The sequence below is a fragment of the Deltaproteobacteria bacterium genome (assembly GCA_026388415.1).
Classification (GTDB): Bacteria; Desulfobacterota; Syntrophia; order Syntrophales; family JACQWR01; genus JAPLJV01.
Genome location: JAPLJV010000026.1, coordinates 12,514 through 31,165 on the forward strand (window position 1 = coordinate 12,514; position 18,652 = coordinate 31,165).

General features: G+C 50.6%; 20 protein-coding genes and 1 pseudogene. 9 read left to right on the forward strand and 12 right to left on the reverse strand.

Annotation, left to right across the window (positions count from 1 at the left end):
* Positions 1–19 precede the first annotated feature (19 nt).
* The 7 genes and pseudogenes from NT140_06370 to NT140_06400 all read left to right on the forward strand — a co-directional run bounded on the left by NT140_06370 (position 20) and on the right by NT140_06400 (position 3,909).
* Positions 20–286, forward strand: a pseudogene (locus NT140_06370) (DUF4160 domain-containing protein).
* A 22-nt stretch (positions 287–308) separates the two neighbouring features.
* Positions 309–542, forward strand: a complete 234-nt coding sequence (locus tag NT140_06375; protein ID MCX5831495.1) for a DUF2442 domain-containing protein — start codon at positions 309–311, stop codon at positions 540–542.
* A 128-nt stretch (positions 543–670) separates the two neighbouring features.
* Positions 671–886, forward strand: coding sequence for a hypothetical protein (locus NT140_06380; protein ID MCX5831496.1), 216 nt, complete (start codon positions 671–673; stop codon positions 884–886).
* The gene (locus NT140_06385) at positions 879–1,148 is read left to right on the forward strand and encodes a type II toxin-antitoxin system YafQ family toxin (GenBank protein ID MCX5831497.1); all 270 of its coding nucleotides are present in this window, start codon (positions 879–881) and stop codon (positions 1,146–1,148) included. The genes NT140_06380 and NT140_06385 overlap by 8 nt, the downstream gene beginning before the upstream one ends.
* 143 nt (positions 1,149–1,291) lie before the next feature.
* Positions 1,292–1,585 (forward strand): nucleotidyltransferase family protein, encoded by a 294-nt coding sequence (locus NT140_06390; protein ID MCX5831498.1) that lies wholly within the window; start codon positions 1,292–1,294, stop codon positions 1,583–1,585.
* Between the two features lie 163 nt (positions 1,586–1,748).
* Entirely contained in the window at positions 1,749–2,312 is a 564-nt protein-coding gene (locus tag NT140_06395) for an NAD(P)H-dependent oxidoreductase (GenBank protein MCX5831499.1), read from the forward strand.
* Between the two features lie 253 nt (positions 2,313–2,565).
* Positions 2,566–3,909: a DEAD/DEAH box helicase gene (locus NT140_06400; protein MCX5831500.1), complete on the forward strand. Its 1,344-nt coding sequence runs from the start codon at positions 2,566–2,568 to the stop codon at positions 3,907–3,909.
* A 67-nt stretch (positions 3,910–3,976) separates the two neighbouring features.
* Here the strand turns inward: NT140_06400 and cysS are convergent, their stop codons facing one another.
* From cysS to NT140_06430, 6 genes are all read right to left on the reverse strand, one after another.
* Positions 3,977–5,461 (reverse strand): cysteine--tRNA ligase, encoded by a 1,485-nt coding sequence (cysS, locus tag NT140_06405; GenBank protein ID MCX5831501.1) that lies wholly within the window; start codon positions 5,459–5,461, stop codon positions 3,977–3,979.
* Between the two features lie 28 nt (positions 5,462–5,489).
* On the reverse strand, positions 5,490–6,527 hold the full coding sequence (argC, locus tag NT140_06410) for an N-acetyl-gamma-glutamyl-phosphate reductase (protein MCX5831502.1): 1,038 nt from the start codon (positions 6,525–6,527) through the stop codon (positions 5,490–5,492).
* A 71-nt stretch (positions 6,528–6,598) separates the two neighbouring features.
* Complete coding sequence (rpsI, locus tag NT140_06415; GenBank protein ID MCX5831503.1) at positions 6,599–6,991, reverse strand: 30S ribosomal protein S9; 393 nt, start codon at positions 6,989–6,991, stop codon at positions 6,599–6,601.
* A gap of 14 nt (positions 6,992–7,005) precedes the next feature.
* The gene (gene rplM / locus NT140_06420) at positions 7,006–7,434 is read right to left on the reverse strand and encodes a 50S ribosomal protein L13 (GenBank protein ID MCX5831504.1); all 429 of its coding nucleotides are present in this window, start codon (positions 7,432–7,434) and stop codon (positions 7,006–7,008) included.
* A gap of 113 nt (positions 7,435–7,547) precedes the next feature.
* A complete protein-coding gene (locus NT140_06425; GenBank protein MCX5831505.1) occupies positions 7,548–8,930 on the reverse strand; it encodes an MFS transporter in 1,383 nt (460 codons plus the stop codon).
* 4 nt (positions 8,931–8,934) lie between these two features.
* Positions 8,935–9,804, reverse strand: coding sequence for a DUF1385 domain-containing protein (locus NT140_06430; protein MCX5831506.1), 870 nt, complete (start codon positions 9,802–9,804; stop codon positions 8,935–8,937).
* Positions 9,805–9,974: 170 nt separating this feature from the next.
* Here NT140_06430 and NT140_06435 point away from each other — a divergent pair, with 170 nt between their 5' ends.
* Entirely contained in the window at positions 9,975–10,901 is a 927-nt protein-coding gene (locus NT140_06435) for a carbohydrate kinase family protein (protein MCX5831507.1), read from the forward strand.
* A 6-nt stretch (positions 10,902–10,907) separates the two neighbouring features.
* On the opposite strand, the gene NT140_06440 is transcribed toward NT140_06435, so the two are convergent.
* The 4 genes from NT140_06440 to NT140_06455 all read right to left on the reverse strand — a co-directional run bounded on the left by NT140_06440 (position 10,908) and on the right by NT140_06455 (position 15,646).
* Positions 10,908–11,354, reverse strand: coding sequence for an NUDIX domain-containing protein (locus NT140_06440; GenBank protein MCX5831508.1), 447 nt, complete (start codon positions 11,352–11,354; stop codon positions 10,908–10,910).
* A 119-nt stretch (positions 11,355–11,473) separates the two neighbouring features.
* Complete coding sequence (locus tag NT140_06445; GenBank protein MCX5831509.1) at positions 11,474–12,094, reverse strand: LuxR C-terminal-related transcriptional regulator; 621 nt, start codon at positions 12,092–12,094, stop codon at positions 11,474–11,476.
* A 4-nt stretch (positions 12,095–12,098) separates the two neighbouring features.
* On the reverse strand, positions 12,099–13,460 hold the full coding sequence (locus NT140_06450) for an HlyD family type I secretion periplasmic adaptor subunit (GenBank protein ID MCX5831510.1): 1,362 nt from the start codon (positions 13,458–13,460) through the stop codon (positions 12,099–12,101).
* Positions 13,461–13,474: 14 nt separating this feature from the next.
* Positions 13,475–15,646: a type I secretion system permease/ATPase gene (locus NT140_06455; protein ID MCX5831511.1), complete on the reverse strand. Its 2,172-nt coding sequence runs from the start codon at positions 15,644–15,646 to the stop codon at positions 13,475–13,477.
* A 164-nt stretch (positions 15,647–15,810) separates the two neighbouring features.
* Here NT140_06455 and NT140_06460 point away from each other — a divergent pair, with 164 nt between their 5' ends.
* A complete protein-coding gene (locus NT140_06460; GenBank protein ID MCX5831512.1) occupies positions 15,811–16,140 on the forward strand; it encodes a hypothetical protein in 330 nt (109 codons plus the stop codon).
* Between the two features lie 11 nt (positions 16,141–16,151).
* Here NT140_06460 and NT140_06465 read toward each other — a convergent pair whose 3' ends face one another.
* On the reverse strand, positions 16,152–18,128 hold the full coding sequence (locus tag NT140_06465) for an EAL domain-containing protein (GenBank protein MCX5831513.1): 1,977 nt from the start codon (positions 18,126–18,128) through the stop codon (positions 16,152–16,154).
* A 16-nt stretch (positions 18,129–18,144) separates the two neighbouring features.
* Positions 18,145–18,652, reverse strand: a 508-nt coding sequence (locus NT140_06470) for a transglutaminase-like cysteine peptidase (GenBank protein MCX5831514.1), incomplete at its 5' end; no start/stop codon positions are given.

Below are 18,652 nucleotides of genomic sequence, written 5' to 3' on the forward strand. Positions count from 1 at the left end.
AATTTGAAGGAGATACATTATGCCAACAATTAGTATGTTTTTCGGTATTATTATAAGAATGTATTTAGGCAAGAAAGAACATAATCCACCGCACTTTCATGCGTATTACCAAAATTATAAAGCAATTTTTGATATCAACGTATGCGAAATACTCGAAGGTGAAATGCCTATTAAACAGCGCAAGTTTGTTGAGGCGTGGGCTTAGCTTCACAAAGAGGAATTACTGGCCGACTGGGAATTGGCTGCCAATAGTGAAATCCCTTTTAAAATAGAGCCTCTCAAATAACTGACAAATCGGAGCGGAGATTATGTACTTGAGCGTCAAATATGTGCAACCTCTCGATAATTATAAATTATTATTAACATTCGAAAATGATGAACAAAGAATCTTTGACATGAGTTCCTATATGGAAAAAGGAATCTTTACCGAATTAAAGGATCAGAATTTTTTTAAATCAGTACACGTAGGTTATGACACAATAGAATGGGGCAACGGAGCCGATTTAGATCCTGAATTGTTATATAAGGAAAGCTATCCCTGAGAATTAAGGGTAATTAAGGGGACACCTTAGAACAATTAGGGACGGAGCCCTATTGTTTTGCATCAGGATGCGGATTATAATCGCAAACTTGAAAGACCCCGTAATGAGGACATGAGGAGGTATAATAAATGAGCACAGCAACGGTTAACAGCCTAATCGAGGAATTTATCCACTTGCCACTTGATGATAAGGAATACGCGGCAGAAGTGATCCAGAAGCAGTTGATAGAGGCAAAAAGAGAGGCCATTGCCAAGAGGGCAAAAACAGCAATGGCCGGTTTCAGGAAACAGACGACCAAGTCCGGAACGGTGAAAGAGTTATACAAGGATCTGGAAAGTGATTAAAATATCCTGGGAGCAAGGGTTCAAGCGGGCTTACCGAAAGAAGGTAAAGATAGATGCTGAACTCAAGGGCAGATTTTGGGAAGCTGCGGAAATATTTGAGAAAGATCCTTTTCACCCACGCTTGAGAACTCATAAATTGACAGGCAAGCTTGAAGGGCTATGGGCGTTCAGCGTCAGCTTTGATTGCCGGGTAATCTTTAATTTTGTAAGCAAAGCCGAAGTCCTTCTGATTGATATTGGCGGACATGACGAAGTTTATTGATTCCGGGAAAACAAAAAAAGGATTGGGGACAGCCACTAGGGGAATCCGGGGACATAATACCAATTAAGAAATAAAGGAGATTTATTTTGGGTGCAGACGGAAGCGGTTCAGTCATTGTTTCCCCGTGTTAGAATGGGTTGATTATGATCGGCATTGAAGAAAAGATTGAAATCCTGAAAAAACTTAAGCCAGAACTGCAAAAACATTACGGGGTAAGCTCTCTGGGGGTTTTTGGTTCCTTTGTACAAGGAAAGCAAAGACGAAAGAGTGACCTTGACATCCTGGTTGATTTTGAAAAAGTTCCAACATTTTTTGGGTTTATCCGTCTTGAGAGATTTCTGAGCAAAGAGCTTAACATAAAGGTAGACCTCGTTATGAAGAGTGCTCTGAAACCAACTATCGGGGAACATATCCTTCATGAAGTTGTGCATGTATGAGTAAGGAGAAAGACTATACCGACATCCATGATAAGTAATGTCAAGGGGAAAACGGAGATTTCCCCTGACCTCCCGGATTGATGTCCTCCTGGTGGTTTTTCACTGCAACCCGGGAGGCGCTGAAAAAACTGTAGTATAACATTGCAACGAGGAGGATAGTACCATGGGGAACAATATCAAAATTTTTGGATTCGCGGGCAGTCTTCGTAAGCAGTCGTATAATAAGGCCATTCTGCGCGTGGCGGCCAATCTCAACTTGCAGGATATCACGGTCGAGACCTTCGACCTGGAGGGGATTCCGCCCTTCAATCAGGATCTGGAGAACCAGCCGCCTGACAGAGTCAAGGAGTTCAAAAGCAAGATCAAGGCGGCCGACGCCATCCTCATTGCGACGCCGGAATACAATTATTCCATCCCCGGGGTTTTGAAGAATGCCCTGGACTGGGCTTCCCGTCCGCACGGCGAAAACGCGCTGGAGGGAAAGCCTGTCGGAATCGTGGGGGCATCCATTGGCATGATGGGGTCATCAAGGGCGCAATATCATTTGCGCCAGTGTTTCGTCTGGCTGAACATGCACCCCCTAAACAAGCCGGAGGTCATGGTATCAACGGCGCAGGATAAGGTTGACCAGGAAGGCAATATTACCGATGCCAAAACCAAGGAAAAAATAGCGGAAATGGTGACGGCGCTGGCGAACTGGAGCAGGAAACTCGGTTTTATTAAATAAAGAATTGGGGACAGCCACCAATTATTAGTGAAAAGGGGACGGATTTATTTTCTTGAATCTGCCCCCTCAGTATCTTCAATTTTCCTTCTTCAGGATGTTAAACAAACAATCATGATTATTTTTCTTGACATATGATTATCTGATCTGCTAAGTAGCCCCCCGTAAGACCGCAGTTCAAAGATGAAAATTATATCATTGCAGCCCCGGGATACACTCGGGGCTTTTTTTTGCGGTACACAGAAAGAAGGAATAAATGGAGTTCAATGTATTTGCTTTACACCCCGACGTCGCGGCCGGGGTTGCGGTGGCGGGCTACAGTAAGCCCACGCCGATTCAGGAGCAGGCGATCCCGCCGGTCCTAAAAGGACGCGACGTAATGGGATTGGCGCAGACCGGCACCGGCAAGACGGCGGCCTTTGTGCTGCCTATTCTTAACCGCCTGATGCAGGGCGGCAGAAAAAAGGTGCGGGCACTTATCGTCGCCCCGACCCGCGAACTGGCCGAACAGACCCACGCTGCCATCGGTGTTCTGGGGCGGCAGACGCGTCTTAAGAGCGTCACCATCTACGGCGGCGTCGGTTTCGGCCCCCAGGTGGAAAAGCTTAAACGGGGAGTGGAGATCATTGTTGCCTGCCCGGGGCGGCTCCTCGATCATCTCGGTCGGGGGACTATTGACCTTTCGCTGGTGGATATACTGGTGCTCGACGAGGCCGATCACATGTTCGATATGGGCTTTTTGCCCGATATCAGACGCATCCTGGCCTATCTCCCGAAGCAGCGGCAGACGCTTCTCTTCTCGGCCACCATGCCGCAGGAGATCCGTCATCTGGCCTGCGATATTCTGAGGGACCCGGTTACCATCCAGGTGGGCGAGACCGCGCCGGTGGATACGGTAAACCATGCCCTTTACCCGGTGGCCCCGCATCTGAAGACCCCGCTGCTCCTGGAGATTTTGCATAATACGGCAACCAAATCGGTGCTCGTCTTTGCCCGCACCAAGCATCGCACGAAGCGCCTGGCGGAACAAATAGTCAAGGCCGGCCATAAGGCGGCCTCTTTGCAGGGCAATCTTTCCCAGTCGCAGCGGGAAGCGGCGATGGGCGGCTTCCGCGATGGCCGGTTCCAGATCCTCGTGGCAACGGATATTGCCGCCCGCGGCATAGACGTGACGAATATTTCCCACGTCATCAATTATGATATCCCCAATACCACGGATGCCTATATCCATCGCATTGGCAGGACCGGTCGCGCCACCCGGACCGGCGACGCCTATACTCTGGTTACGGGTGAAGACAAGTTGATGGTGCGGGCGATAGAGAAAGTTCTGGGCAGTCCGATTGAACGCCGCACCGTGGACGGCTTTGATTACGACTTGAACGCGTCCCGCAATGAAAACGAATTTTTCCGTGAGCCGCACGTGCCGGTCCGCCGGTACGGTGAGGAAAGAAAAAATAGCCGACCGGGAAGCCAGAGAGCCCCAAGAGCAGCCAATGGCGCACGGCCAAGCGCTCTGGGTGGTAAAGAGACGCCTGAGAAAACCTTTACGAAATTTGGCGGTAATAGAGCGGGAATGGCACCCCGGAGGCGCAGCTTTTAGTAAGTGAGAATTTGCATATCCCGCTTATCGGGATATGCAACAATCAACTCTAATCTCCATGTCCTCCCTATGCTCTCTCGATGCTCCAGGTGGTGGCGGTGGGAGAGTCTTTAAGAAAGACGTTTTTTGCTGCCAGGGTCTTTCTTATTTCATCGGCCTTGCCCCAGTCCCTGGCTGTCCGGGCGGCGTTTCTGGCCTCGATCAGCCGTTCTATTTCCGGAACGTCAAGTCCCAGCTTGCGGACCTCCCTTTCCCTGTCCTGCAGAAAATAGTCGTTGGTTTCCTTTTGGAAGAATCCCAGTACTCCGCCCACTTCCTGAAAAAATTGCTGCGCCTCATGCAGGACAAAAATAGTCTCCGGGGCCGTAAGAGAAGGTTTGGCAGCTAAATAACTGTTGATCAGCCTGGTCGCATCAAACAGGCAACTAACGGCGCGGGCGGTATTGAAATCATCGTCCATGGCTTCCACAAACTTCTCGCGTTGGGCGTTGATCTTGCCAATTGTTTCGGCATGTTTACCCGCTAATTCCATCGGGAGGGAGGGAGCCGTCGGTCTGTCCACAAGGATGTCCTGGATTGTTTTCCTGACGGCGTAAAGCCGGTTCATGCCCTGCCTGGCTTCCGCCAGAGAAGTGTCGGTGTAATCTACGGGGCTGCGGTAGTGGTTTTGCAGGATAAAGAGTCGCAGTACCTCGGGATGATAGGCCTCAAGCATGTCCCGGATGGTAAAAAAGTTGCCCAGGGATTTGGACATCTTCTCACTGTTGACGCGGACAAAGCCGTTATGGAGCCAGTAGTTGGCCAGTGGCTTGCCCGTCGCCCCTTCGGACTGGGCGATTTCATTTTCATGATGCGGAAAAATCAGGTCTTCGCCGCCGCCGTGGATGTCGAAGGTATCCCCGAGGAAGCGCTGGCTCATGACGGAGCATTCGATATGCCAGCCCGGTCGCCCATGTCCCCAGGGGCTATCCCACCACGGTTCTCCTTCCTTGCTGGCCTTCCAGAGAGCGAAGTCCAAGGGGTTGACCTTTTTTTCATTCACGTCCACTCGGGCTCCGGCCAGCATGTCTTCAAGGCTGCGGCCGGCCAGTTTGCCGTAGTTTTTGAATTTTTCCACGGCAAAGTAGACGTCGCCTCCGATCACGTAAGCCAGATCGTTGGCGATAAGTTTATTGACCAGAACTATCATCCCCGCGATATGTTCCGTGGCCCGCGGCGTATGGTCCGGTCGGCCCACACCCAGGGCGTCCATATCTGCGTCATGCGCGGCGATGTATTTCTCTGAGATGGCGAAAATATCAGCGCCGGCAGCTTTGGCCTTGTCAATGATCTTGTCGTCCACATCGGTAAAATTTTTAATATATGTCACCTCAAAGCCGCGGTAGCGTAGATACTTGGCAATCACGTCGAAGACCAGGGCGGACCGGGCGTGTCCGATGTGGCATAAGTCATAAGCCGTGATCCCGCAGACGTAGATGCCTGCCTTTCCTGCGACGAGGGGGATGAACGGTTCTTTTTGCCTGGTGATGGTATTGTATAATTTAAGGGGCATGGGTATCCTCCTGAAAAATTTCGACAGATCAGGGGAAAAGCGGCATCATCTCTAATCCGCAATCCTCGGCAAAGCCGCACATAATATTCATGTTCTGGATGGCCAGCCCGGCGGCGCCTTTGACGAGATTGTCAATGGCCGCAATAACGACTACCCGGTTGGTACGTGCGTCAACAACCAGCCCGAGGTGGCAGAAATTGGTGCCCCGCACGGACGATATATTGGGCAAGGCACCATCGGGATAGATGGTGACAAATTTTTCGCGGCGGTAAAAATCACGGTAAAGTGCCAGCAGTTCGTCAGCGGTGGCTTTTTTAGCCAGCCCCGCATAGATCGTGCTCAAAATGCCACGGCTCACGGGCAAAAGATGGGGGGTGAAGGAAATGGTAATCTGCTTGCCGGCCAAAAGCGACAGTTCCTGTTCCATCTCCGGCGTGTGCCGGTGCCGCCCGACATTGTAGGCATTGAAGCTTTCGGCAACCTCGCAGTACAGGCTTCCCACCTTTGCTTCCCGTCCCGCTCCGCTCACCCCCGATTTGGAATCCACAATTATGGATGTATGATCAATGTAATTCCCTTTCAGCAGGGGGGCCAGGCCCAGAATCACGCTGGTGGGATAGCAGCCGGGATTGGCGATGAAGTTGCCGGCGGCGATGGCCGAACGATATAATTCCGGTAGCCCGTAAACAGCCTGCGGGAGCAATCCGGCTGACGTATGCTTTCCGTACCACTTTTCATAGGTAGTGACATCATGGATCCGAAAATCGGCGCTCAAGTCTATTACTTTTACCCCGGCGGCGTGGAAGACTGGGGCTGCCTGCATCGAAATGCTGTGAGGGAGGGCCAGAAAAACAACGTCGCAGAGCCCGGCTAATTCCTCAGGCGTATGGTCGGCAAAAACAAGGTCAGTTAGTCCCTGAAAGCCCGGAAAAACCTGGGGCAGGGGAAGCCCCTTGTATTGCCGGGAGGTAATGGCCACGATTTCCGCCTGCGGGTGGCGCAGTAATAGCCTTAGCAGTTCCTGACCCGTGTACCCGCTTGCTCCATAAATACCTGCTTTTACCATGATCCGTCCTCCGCCTTCAAGCCACTGTTATTCCAAAAAAAAGGAGGCCAGAGGCCTCCTTTTCCTGAATTTTATCTCTTGGAAAACTGGAAGCGTTTCCTGGCTCCCGGCTGTCCGTATTTCTTTCTTTCCTTATTGCGCGGGTCGCGGGTCAGGAATCCGCCCTTCTTGAGGATCGGCCGGAGTTCAATATTATATTCCAGCAGGGCTTTGGAAATGCCGTGCTTTACAGCGCCAGCCTGTCCGGATACTCCCCCGCCGGACACGTTGACGAACAGGTCGAACTTATCTTTATTGCCCGTAATTTCAAAAGGTTGCCTGATAAGCATCTTCAGGCTGTCCCGGGTAAAGTAATCGTCGAAATTCCTCTTATTTACGAGGATGGCGCCGCTGCCTTCCTTCATGTAAACCCTCGCGACAGCGTATTTCCTTCTGCCGGTAGCATAGTAGCGTTTTTCCGTCATCGTGTCTCCAGTTCTTAGATATTCATAACTTTTGGGCACTGGGCATCATGCGGATGCCCTCCTCCCGCATAGACCTTCAGCTTTTTCAGCATGGCCCGTCCCAGGGAATTCTTCGGAAGCATTCCTTTCACGGCGAAACGCAAGATATTTTCAGGCTTTATCTGCAGCATTTTCCCCGCCGGAGTTTCCCTGAGCCCACCCGGGTAGCCGGAATAAGTATAGTAGATCTTATCGGTAAGTTTCTTGCCGGTCAGGGCGATCTTCTCGGCATTGACGACGATCACAAAATCACCGGCATCCGTGTAGGGCGTATAAATGGGTTTGTCCTTGCCGCGCAGGCAGGAGGCAATCTTTGTGGCCAGCCTTCCCAGGATCAATCCCTCGGCGTCCACAACCCACCAACCCTTGTTCATATCTTCTTTTCTTGCATTATATGTCTTCATATTACCACCAGGATCCGAAAATTAGGAAGAGCACTTCTATGCAATTAAATGACTTTTGTCAAGGAAAAAGCATAGGCCTCGTTACTTTTTATTTTCACGGCTCATTCCTCTGATTATTCGGCGCGCTTAATGTTCCCGCGGGCCAGGGATGCAAAGATGCCGCCGCAACACATCAGGGCAAAAATAACGAAAGATATGCGCATGCTGTCCAGAAATTGCCCGTGATTGCCGGGGACGATCGCCGCTTTTCCCAAAAACATGGACATCGTCATCATCACGATTCCCATGGAAAATGTCATCCCCAGTTGACGCATGGTACTCAAAGTCGCGCTTGCCACACCATAAACTTGACGGTCCACGGAACTCATCACGGCATTAGTATTGGGTGAGGAGAAGAGGGCAAACCCGAAGCCAAGAATCATCAGGCAGGTCAAGACATAAAATAAAGCAGACTTACCGTCCAGAAAAGCCATCATTATCAATCCGAGCAGGGTGAAGCCCATGCCCCATGAGGACAGCAGGCGCGGTTCTATCCGGTCCGAAAGCCGCCCGATCACCGGGGAGAAAACCGCCATGACTACCGGTTGGGCGACCAGAATCAAGCCGGCGAACTGGGGTGTCAGCGCCTTGATGTCCTGTAAATAAAAGCTCAGCAGAAAGGTAACTGCAAAAGTAGCGGCATAGTTGATCAGTGCGGCGAGGTTGGAAAAGGCAAAGACGGCATTATGACGGAAGAGATTAATATCAACGATCGGCTGGTCTGTCCTCATTTCGAAAAATACAAAGAAAATAATGTCTAAAATTCCGGCGCCGATCAGGCTGGCGCCGCTGCTTGAAGGCAAGGAAGAAAAACCGTACATGATCGCTATAAGCCCGCCTCCGAGCAAAAACGCGCCGAGCAAATCAAACTTCTCCCCCTGCGCTTTCTTTTGGTCGCCTTCAAACGAAAAATGAGTTACCGCCAGGAGAGCCAGGCTGAGCGGTATATTCAACCAGAAGATGAATCGCCAGCCGAGATAATGGGTGATGATACCTCCCAGAAACGGTCCGGCCGAGAGACCGCAATATGTCGCCGCCGTGGCGAGACCAAGAACACGACCCCGTTCGCTTATCGGTACGGCCGCTAACATAATCGGAATTACCGTAGCGTAAATCATTGCCGCAGATATCCCCTGCAAAACACGGCAGGCAATGATCATGGCACCGGAATGAGCCATGGCGATTAAAAGTGAAGCCACGAGCAGCAGGCATAAGCCCGCTACAAAGATTTTCTTCCGGCCGTAGATATCGCCCAGCCTGCCGAAGGGGATCATGAGCGGTGCGATAGCCAGCAACAGGGAAGTGCTGATCCATCCGAGGAAGATTGTGCCCATGGCGAACTCCAGCCCGATAGAAGGAAGAGCCACATTGACCGACGATGCCATAAAAGGGCCGTGGAAACAACTCAGGATGGCAACGATGAGGGCGGCCCGCTGGGATTTTTTCATTGTTTCCATACCATCAAATAACTTTCTTCATCGCGGCAATGGCAACTTCAATCTGATCATCGGTCGGTTCTCGGGTGGTAATTTTTTGAAACAGCAATCCCGGCCAGCTTAAGATTTGCACCCAGCGCCAATCCATGCGTTTGCCCGTAAAGCGGATGACCTCGTAGGAAATACCGGCCACAACGGGCATAAGCAGCAGCTTATAGAGAATGCGGTGCAGAAAATCAGGGCGACCCAGAAGCGAGAAGACGAGGATGGAGACAATCATGACGACGAGGATGAAACTTGTGCCGCAGCGGGGATGACGGGTTGAATAATTCCTCACATTTTCGACGGTTAACTCCTGTCCGTGTTCCCAGGCGAATACCGTCTTATGTTCGGCGCCATGATACATGAAGACACGTCGCATATCTTCCATCAGTAAGGTGGCGCCCAGAAAACAGAGAAATAGCGACAGGCGGATGCAGCCTTCGATGATATTTAAAAGAATGGTATTTGATACCACGCTTCGCAATAGAGAAAAGCAATAGGCCGGCACAATAATAAAAAAGAATAACGACGTGGCGAAGCTGATCAATATCGAAATGGTCAGTTGCCAGGCTTGCGGTTTCACTTCATCTTCCGTGAGGGCCACTTCGGCGGAAAACAATAAAGTTTTCATCCCGATGATCATCATTTCGATGAGCGTGACTGAGCCGCGGACAAACATCAGTCCCAGTAATTTATAACGTTTGGTAACGGGAATATAGTCCCGTTCCTGAAAAATAATTTCTTTATTCGGTTTTCTTACGGCGGCGGCAATTTTATTCCCGTGCCGCATCATGACGCCTTCAATGATGGCTTGCCCACCGGCAATATCGTCCGCATGGCTCTTTTGATTCATTCCCTGCTGACCTCGCTTGTTTATTTGATAATGTCCAATCCTTGCGTCGGACAGAAATACTCATAAGTCGCAAGAAGTCAAGGGGGATGTTCATTTGCCAGATAGAAGGGTTGAAATCGCCGGCCTAATAGGGTATGGTCTGCCAAAATCAGGGGTGGGGGGTAATAGAAATGAATATCATAGTTTCCGGATCACTGGCCTACGACAGGATTATGGATTTCCCCGGACACTTCTCCGATCACATCCTGCCGGAGAAGATTCACGTCTTGAACGTCTGCTTCCAGGTAACCGGCATGAAGGAGAGATTCGGCGGGACGGCCGGCAATATAGCCTACGCACTCACATTGATGGGAGAAAAGCCCGTCATCTGTGCCACTATCGGTCATGATTATCATAAGTATTTCGAATGGTTGTCGAAAAATGGGATTTCCCGCGAACACATCAAGATCATTGATGAAGAGTCCACCGCCGGCGCCTACATCACCACAGATCTCGCCGACAACCAGATTACGGGTTTCAATCCCGGGGCCATGAAATATCCTACCTCCATGGATTTATACCGCTTAACGCCACAAGACACCTTTGTTATCGTTTCTCCGGGCAATCTTCAGGACATGATCACCTACCCGCGCATCTGCAAGGAGCTGGGGATCGAGTATATCTTTGACCCCGGGCAATCGCTGCCTGTCTGGGACGGGGATGAGCTGGTGCAGGCTATTACTGGATGCAAGATCCTGATATGCAATGATTATGAGCTGGACCTCATTATCAGCAAGACGGGTCTGAAAAAAGAAGTCTTACTGGGGCAGGCCGGGGCCATCATCACCACGCTGGGTGAGCTTGGCTCCCAGGTGGCAACTACCGATGGGGTAGAAACACACATCCCCGTCGCCAAGGCCAGGAAGGTGGATGATCCGACCGGCGCCGGCGACGCATACCGGGGTGGACTGATCAGTGGTCTGGTGCAGGACAAGGATCTCGATCAGTGCGCCAGAATGGGAAGCGTCTGCGCTTCCTTTGCCGTTGAGTGCTATGGAACGCAGGACTACAGCTTTACTCCCGAAGAATTCGACGGGAGGCTAAAGGTGTGCTACTGACCTGGCTTACCAGAACCCTCTTTCCATGCAATTACTGATGAAGGGGAGTGACGGTCCCGCCGCATCGGACAGATATTCATACAACTGTTTCCCCACATCCGGGTAAAGAGGCGATTTCCGCAAGTTTGCGATGGGAACCCAGGCAATATCAATGGAATGGGTATGATCCTGTCTCACTTTCGGTGTCCCGATTATTTCCACAGCATTAAAAATAATATGCAAGGTTTGGGGATGATTTTTGGTTGCCGGAGCTTCACCGACCAGGATAATATTCCCGACCTCGAGTTTTACACCTATTTCATCCTTCCATTCGGCAATAATTGCCTCCTGTAAAGGGGTGTCTTTATCAACCCCGCCGCCGGGGAGGGCAAAGACCTCTTTCCCCCCATATATGTACTTCATACAAAGAATTTCATCCTCTCGAACAAATACTGCCGAAACTCTTACGCGCATGATTTATCCTCTCTTAACCAAACCGTTAGACCGAAAGCAAGAGAAACGCCCATCATAGTCCTGATCATTAAAAAACGATAATTATTATCGCGTTTTTGAAGCTAAAAGAAAGGTCTGGTTCAGCCCCGGTTGATCAGCAGGGCCAGGCTCAATCGGCTGCCGGTTTTCGTTTTTTCGTAGACGGAGGTGAGGTGCGCCTTGACGGTACGTTCGGCGATATCGAGATCAGCGGCAATTTCCAGATTGGTTCGGCCGCGGGCCACCAATTCGGCAACCTTGTGCTCCATGCGGGTTAAACCAGCCAATCTCTGTTCCAGCGCCGGTGCGCCTTTTTCCTGCGCTTTGGCATAGGTTTCCAGGATTAATTGCTGGATAACCTTTTGTCCCAGCCAGACGCCGCCTGCCAAAATAACACGCACCGCCTCGGTAAGCCTCCCCTGACCAATATAGGTATTCCCATAACCGGCAATTCCCAGTTTCAAAAATGCCAGGCCTTCCTCCTCGTCCGGCTGATCGGAAAGGAGAAAAAATTTGCTGGCCGGGGCCAGACGGCGTATTTCCAGGAACGTAGCCGTATCAATAAGCAGGCGATGCAGGAGAATCAAATCATAGTTCTTTGCCGCACAGCAACTTTGCAATTCCCCCACAGACGCAGCCTGAGATAACGAGTATTGATCGGCCAGCAGGTTTTTCCATCTGCTGATAACAGCCCTGTTGGCACTGCATAAAAGGATGGACACGGTATCACCTCTCTCTTAATGCCATGTATTTGGCTTTGAGTACCGGCTTCAACAGATAAGAAAGAATCGTTTTTTTCCCGGTCAGGATGTCAACAGTTGTTATCATTCCTGGAATTATCGGCAAAGGATTATCTTTAGGACCGAGATAGTTCTTATCCGTACGTAACATGACCAGATAATAGCTCTCTTTCTTGTCATCGGTAATGCTATCGGCGCTGATCTGCTCCAAGCGCGCCTCCAGACCGCCATAGATGGTATAATCATAGGCGGTAAATTTCACACTGGCCTTCTGATTGGGTCTTAAGAAAGCAATATCTGAGGGCTTGATCTTGGTCTCGACAAGCAGCGTACCTTCGGTAGGAACGATCTCCACGAGGTTCATGCCGGGCTGGATAACACCACCGACCGTGTTAATGAGGATACGATTGATCGTGCCATTGCAGGGAGATCGCACCAAGGTTCTATTAAGCCGGTCCTTCAAGGCAATGGAGCTCGCCGAGTCTTCGGACAGTTGAGAGGAGACTTCATTCAACTCGATTTTGGCTTTATTGAAAAAAGCGAGTTGCAGTTCTTTATACGCCATGTGGCTCTCTTCAATCTTGGACTGCGCCCGGGGTATTGACTGCTTGATTACCTCCATTTCACCCAACATTTCACTGGCCTGACGTTCCAGGCGCAGCACTTCCATCTCCGAGACGGCGCCCTGGCTTACTAATGGTTTGGTCAGCTTCAATTCCTGCTGAAAAATGGCATAGGTCTTGGTCAGTTCCGCCAGTTTGGAATGCAGCTCTTTCAACTCACTGGTCCGCTGGTTAATCTGCTGTTGCTTGATCTCCATGCTCGAGCGGAGTTCCGTTTTCCGGGAATCGTACAACTCCTGCTCACGGCGGCCGATTTCAGGCATTTCCGACATTACCTCAGCCGGAACTCTAAACAGCGTGCCCGAGGTTTCCGCCTGCAGGCGGGCCGCTTTGGCCTTATTGGAAAGATACTTACCACGAGTCTGCTGAAAAGACGATGAAAATCTGGTGGCATCGATCCTCAGCAGCAGTTGATCTTTTACAACCGTATCGCCGACCTTGATCAGCACCTCCGAGAGAATCCCTCCCTCCATATTCTGCACGGTCTGAATCTGGCTGGCCGGAACGACCTTGCCCTGTCCCCGGGTGGTTTGTTCAACTTCCGAAATGGCAGCCCAGGCGGTTAAGGCGACAAAAAGAGCAATGGCTCCATAAAGAATCGCCCTGCCTCCCCGGGGTGATTGAGCCATGATGGACGTCCGGATATCCGCGGCGAAGTCAATGTCCTCGGCCGGCATGCGGTGGAATAAACCATGGGATTTTGATTTCTTTTCTGATTCAGACAAGGGTAATCTCCTGCTTATAAATTAAGGTGGCCTTTTTTGAGAGCCGCAAGAACGGACGCCTTGGGGCCATCCGCGACAATCGCACCATTATCAATAACGATTAGACGATCAACCATTTCCAGTAGTGACGCCCGGTGCGTGATTAAAAGCAATGTTTTTTCTTTAATAATTTTTGATAAGTTGTCCTTCAAATGAATCTCGGTCCGGTTATCCATATTGCTCGTGGGTTCGTCCAAAACCAGCACGGGCGGGTCGAGCAGGACCGCTCTGGCCAGAGCGATACACTGCCGTTGTCCTCCCGAGAGCCCCCGGCCGAATTCACCAACTTCCATGTCAAAACCAAGGGGCTGTTTCTTGACGAACTCCGCTACACCGGCCAGCTCTGCCGCACGCAGAATGGACATGTCGTCAATATCATGGGTGCCCATCGTTATGTTCTCCCGAATCGTTCCGCGAAAAAGCATGATATCCTGGGGTACATAGCCGATAAAATGGCGCAATTCCGCCGGATCAATCTGTCTGATATCCGTTCCATCCATCGAGACCATGCCGCTGCTCGGCTCGAATAAGCCCATTATCAGTTTGCCCAGCGTCGTCTTGCCTGAACCAATGGGACCAATGATTCCCACCTTTTCGCCGGCTCCAATCTCCAGGGTAATGTTGTTCAGCACCTTCGTTGTTTGATCGCGATAGGTAAAAGTGAGATTCTTAAGCCCGATCACACCCTGGAACCTGGTTCTGTGTAAAAAAGTCTGGCCCGGTGGTCTTTCCACGGGAAGTGCCATGATGTCATTGAGTGTTTTCAGAGCCTGTTTAGCGCGATGAAAACGGGTCGCAAGATTAGCCACTTGCGCCATGGGCCCGAGAACTTGTCGCGACAGGATCACGAGCGCAATCAGCCCGCCCTGGGTGAGCTGGCCTTCCGATATCATATAGACACCGGCAATGACTAACACCACCACCACCATACTTTGTATAAAATAAGAAACCTGACTGACCGACGAGGAAAGAAATCTCGACCGGGCGCTCCATTTGGCGATGTAGCTGACAGCTTCTTCCCAGGCCCGCTGAACCTTGCTCTCCGCACCAAGCATCTTGATGGTTTCCAGACCCGATAATCCCTCTACCAGAATAGCATTTTTCTGAGCCGAAGCCGCGAATGTCTTGCCCACTGCCTTTTGCAGGGGGATCTGGACGGACAAGGAATAAATCAACAATAAGGCCATAGCCGCAAGAAAAGCAAAAACTATGGAACCGCCAATATACCAGATAACAAACAGACCTAACACCATAAACGGCAAATCTATCAGGGCGGTGATAGAAAAGGAGGTGATAAATTCGAGGACACTCTCGAATTCACGCAGGTTATTGGAAAAAGACCCAATGGACTGGGGGCGGGCTTCCAGCTTGAGCCCCAGAACTTTCTGCAGCAAAAGGGAAGAAATGATCAGGTTAGCTTTTTTGCCTGCCTCGTCTACAAAATAACCGCGTAATCCCTGCAGCAGCGAACCAAACAGGTAAATTACCGTTATGCCTATGGAAAGTACCCAAAGGGTTTCAAAGGCACTATTGGGGATAACCCGGTCATAGACGTTGAGAATATAAAATGAACTCGCCAGACCGAAAAGGTTGATCAGGAAAGAGGCGACAATAACGTCACGGTAGATACGCCAGGATTGGAAAATGGTCCCCCAGAACCAGTTTTTTGTAGCACCGGTGTCCAAATCAGCGGCGTGTTCCCTCGTCGTCCGGAACTTGGGCCGGACAAAGATAGCGTAGCCCGAATAGAATTTTTCCAGATCACCGAGTGAAACTATTTTTTCTCCCATGCCTGTTTCCGGCATCAATATTCTTAATTTTTGACCGCCCTCAATTTTTTCAACGAGGACGCAAGCTTCCCGCTCATTAAGGAGCAGGACGGCCGGGAGCTGCAGATTGGCAATTTTATGAAGGGACCTCTTTACTATCCGGGAAGCAAGATCAGCCCGATCAGCAGCCCGGGAAAAGAGCTCTACCGTAAGGCGGTTCTGGACCAGCGGCAAGCCGGCGCTTAAACCTGTCCGGGTTGCCGAACGGCCGTGCAGCTTGGTCAGTGTAATCAAGCAGTCAAGCAGCGGGTCATCTTGTCTATCCGTGTCCTCGCCGAGATTCCAATCAACTGCCGCAGCTTCATTTATTTCTGACATGATAATCTTCTTTCATCTGAGAGAAAGCCGGATCTGACCACCGGACGCGCCAGCCTTCTCTTATTCAGTTATTTTATTATATATTTTTTTTATAAATAGTGCTATCTCTTCTTCCACAAATTTGGATTAAAAAACTTTGGACCCAAAAAATAGGGAGCATGGTCATGTTGTACGTAGAACGCGCCAATGATGGTGAAATTATCGCCCTGCACAATAACCCCGATCAGAACAATAGTGAACAAAAATCACTTGTTGATGAAGAAGTAGTTAATTTCCTGAATAAAAGCACTAACTCGGAATCATGGAAACAATTACTGTCTCTCACCGATAGCAGGACTATACGCATCCTGGAAGACCTCATTGACCTGTTAAGCCGCAAAAACGTTATTTCTTTTACTGAACTTCCGGAACAAGCCCAGGAAAGAATCCTGGAACGTAAAACACTCCGGGAGAAAATGGCTTCTACAGACCTGCTCGTAAACGATATTTTATAAAACTACCTGAATTATGTAGTTTTAATCAAACTGCTAATCGGTTTAGGCCGATCAATATAGTATCCCTGTATTGCATCCAGGTTCAGATCTTTCAGTATTTTCGCCTGCTGCTCCGTCTCCACCCCTTCCGCTATTACCGCGATATCTATGCTATGGGCAACGCTGCACAGTGAACCGATGAAAAATCTGCTGTCACTTTCTTCATCTTTAAGCTCGCCCGTATAGGCCCGATCAATTTTCACATAGTCGGGACGGAGCGACTGTAAATAGCCCAAATGCGAAAAACTCTGCCCATAATGATCTAACCCCATGGAGTGGCCACATTCACGCACAACGGTGCTGAATTCCTTAACCAGACTCAAATTCTGGACAGCGCCGAATTCGGAAAACTCAAATATGATGCGCGGAGCATTAGGAAGCGGATTTTTCAGGAAAGAGTAAACCCACTGCCGGAATTCATTATCCTGTAGTGAAGCCGGCGATACATTCACGGCCACGCTGTCCACCTTTAGCTGTCGGCGATCAAGTTTCAGAACCTCCTCCAGCACGATCCGGTCTATGGAGGAAACGAGATTCAAGCGCTCGGCCAGGGGCATGAAGATACCGGCGCTCAGGAACTTACCGTCCTCCTGAACAATCCGGGAGAATATCTCTAAATGGACGAGCTGATTCCGGTCCGCTGTTTTTACCACCGGTTGCGCATCAAGGCTGATTCTCCTTTCCAGCAGAGCTTTTTCCAGTTTTTCCCTCCATTGCTGCTGTCCCAGCGGCATTTGGGCCGTCTCTTCGGTAATCGCACGGACACTCCATCCGTTGGGCCCTGCCTGCCTGGCGGCGGTTAGCGCCAGATCGGCTTCCGAGAGCAGGCGGCCGAGTGAGGTGGTGGCTTCATAGGTCGCGGCCCCCACATAGCCGATGTTGTCCGTAATCGCGAGCTGTTCGGCGGCCAGACCACTCAGTTGGCTGGCTACGCCGCCGGCGATCGTCTCCGCGTCCCATGTCGGGGCGTCCGGCAGGAAGATGCCAAAGTCGCCGCCCGTGAGACGGGCCAGAACTCCGCTTGCATACTGACGGGTGGAATCCTGCAGTAGCGCCGCTATCCTTTTCAGGAATTCGTCGCCGGCCTGAAAACCCTTCGACTGATTGAGTTTGTCCAGATCATTCAGTTTAATCAAAAGCAGGATGCCTTTGGTGACGCTGTCGCGGCGATCGAGTCGAGCGGTGATCTGGGTATCGAAATAACGACGGTTACCCAAACCGGTCACGGGATCGTTGTAGGAGCGTTCCCGGAGTCCCTCGGCCTGCGTTACCTGCTCTTCAAACATCTCCTTCACTTTACGGGTCATGCGGTTCATGGCCTCGACCACGCGCCTGAACTCCTTGGTCCAAGGTATGCGCTCCTGGATCTCATACTCTTTTCTGCAGATCGCATCGGCCTGCCGCTCCACCAGCATGAGCGGCCGGAGCAGAAAGCGCAGACCGAAGCCGCCGGCAATGAGCACAAAAAGACCGCAGGCAATGAACCAGATGGTCGTGCTGACCATATCATCCCAGAGCGTCTTGTAGGCATAGCCGGGATGGCTCTTCACCACAATCGTGCCGGCCCGAATCCAGCCGGACATCACATTGGCGCTTGCTTCGGGTGGCTTCAGTGGTAGCCAGCGAATGAACCAAGGAGGTACGTTTTCGATTTTCACGCTTTGGACGCGCTCCAGCACGACCTTTTCCTTGACATCAACCAATTTGATATTCTCATAATACCCGCGATCGAAAACGGCGTTGATCATGCTTTCAACCGAAGGCATGTCATTTCTAACGACATGTTGGGAGACGGAAAGACCCAGTGAGGTTGCCGTATCCTGAGCATGTGATTCCAGTTGATCTGCCAGGAAGGCGCGGGTGCTGTCGAGCTTGGCATACCATGTCCCGGCAAAGAGCAGGAAAAACAGAACCAGCGTAAAAATTATGAGTTGGCGGAATAGTGTCATTGGATAAAACCTCTATTTACAGTTCGTTCTTCGACATCTTCTGCAAGAGACCCTGCCAGGGCTTGAGCCGGTCGCTGCCGCCGGCCAATTTGCCTTTCCCACGCTCTTTGGCCGTCCAGAGCCCGGCGCTGTTAAAACTGAACACGGGCATTAAATCCGTGCGCTTTGATGCTGGTTCGATGGAGTCTATCAGGTTATCGAGAACCAGCGGTTCGGCGCCCGGTTCGCTGTAATACGTCAGTACCATGTGGGCAATATTATATTGCAATGCTTTGACGTAAGCAATGTTCAGCTTTTCTTCAGCGACACCCATTGCCTTGAGGGTAAAAAATTTGGCAATGGCAAAATCCTCGCAATCACCCGTTTTCTTACAGAGAAACTCAATGGGCGATGCCCAGTAATCTTCTACGCCCCATACTTCCATATCACTGGCAAAGCGAATCCTGCTGTTGTAAAAATTGTTGACTTTCTCGAGTTTCTCCCGGTCCGAGGTGCTTTTATCCTTGTAGATCAGCTCTTCCCAT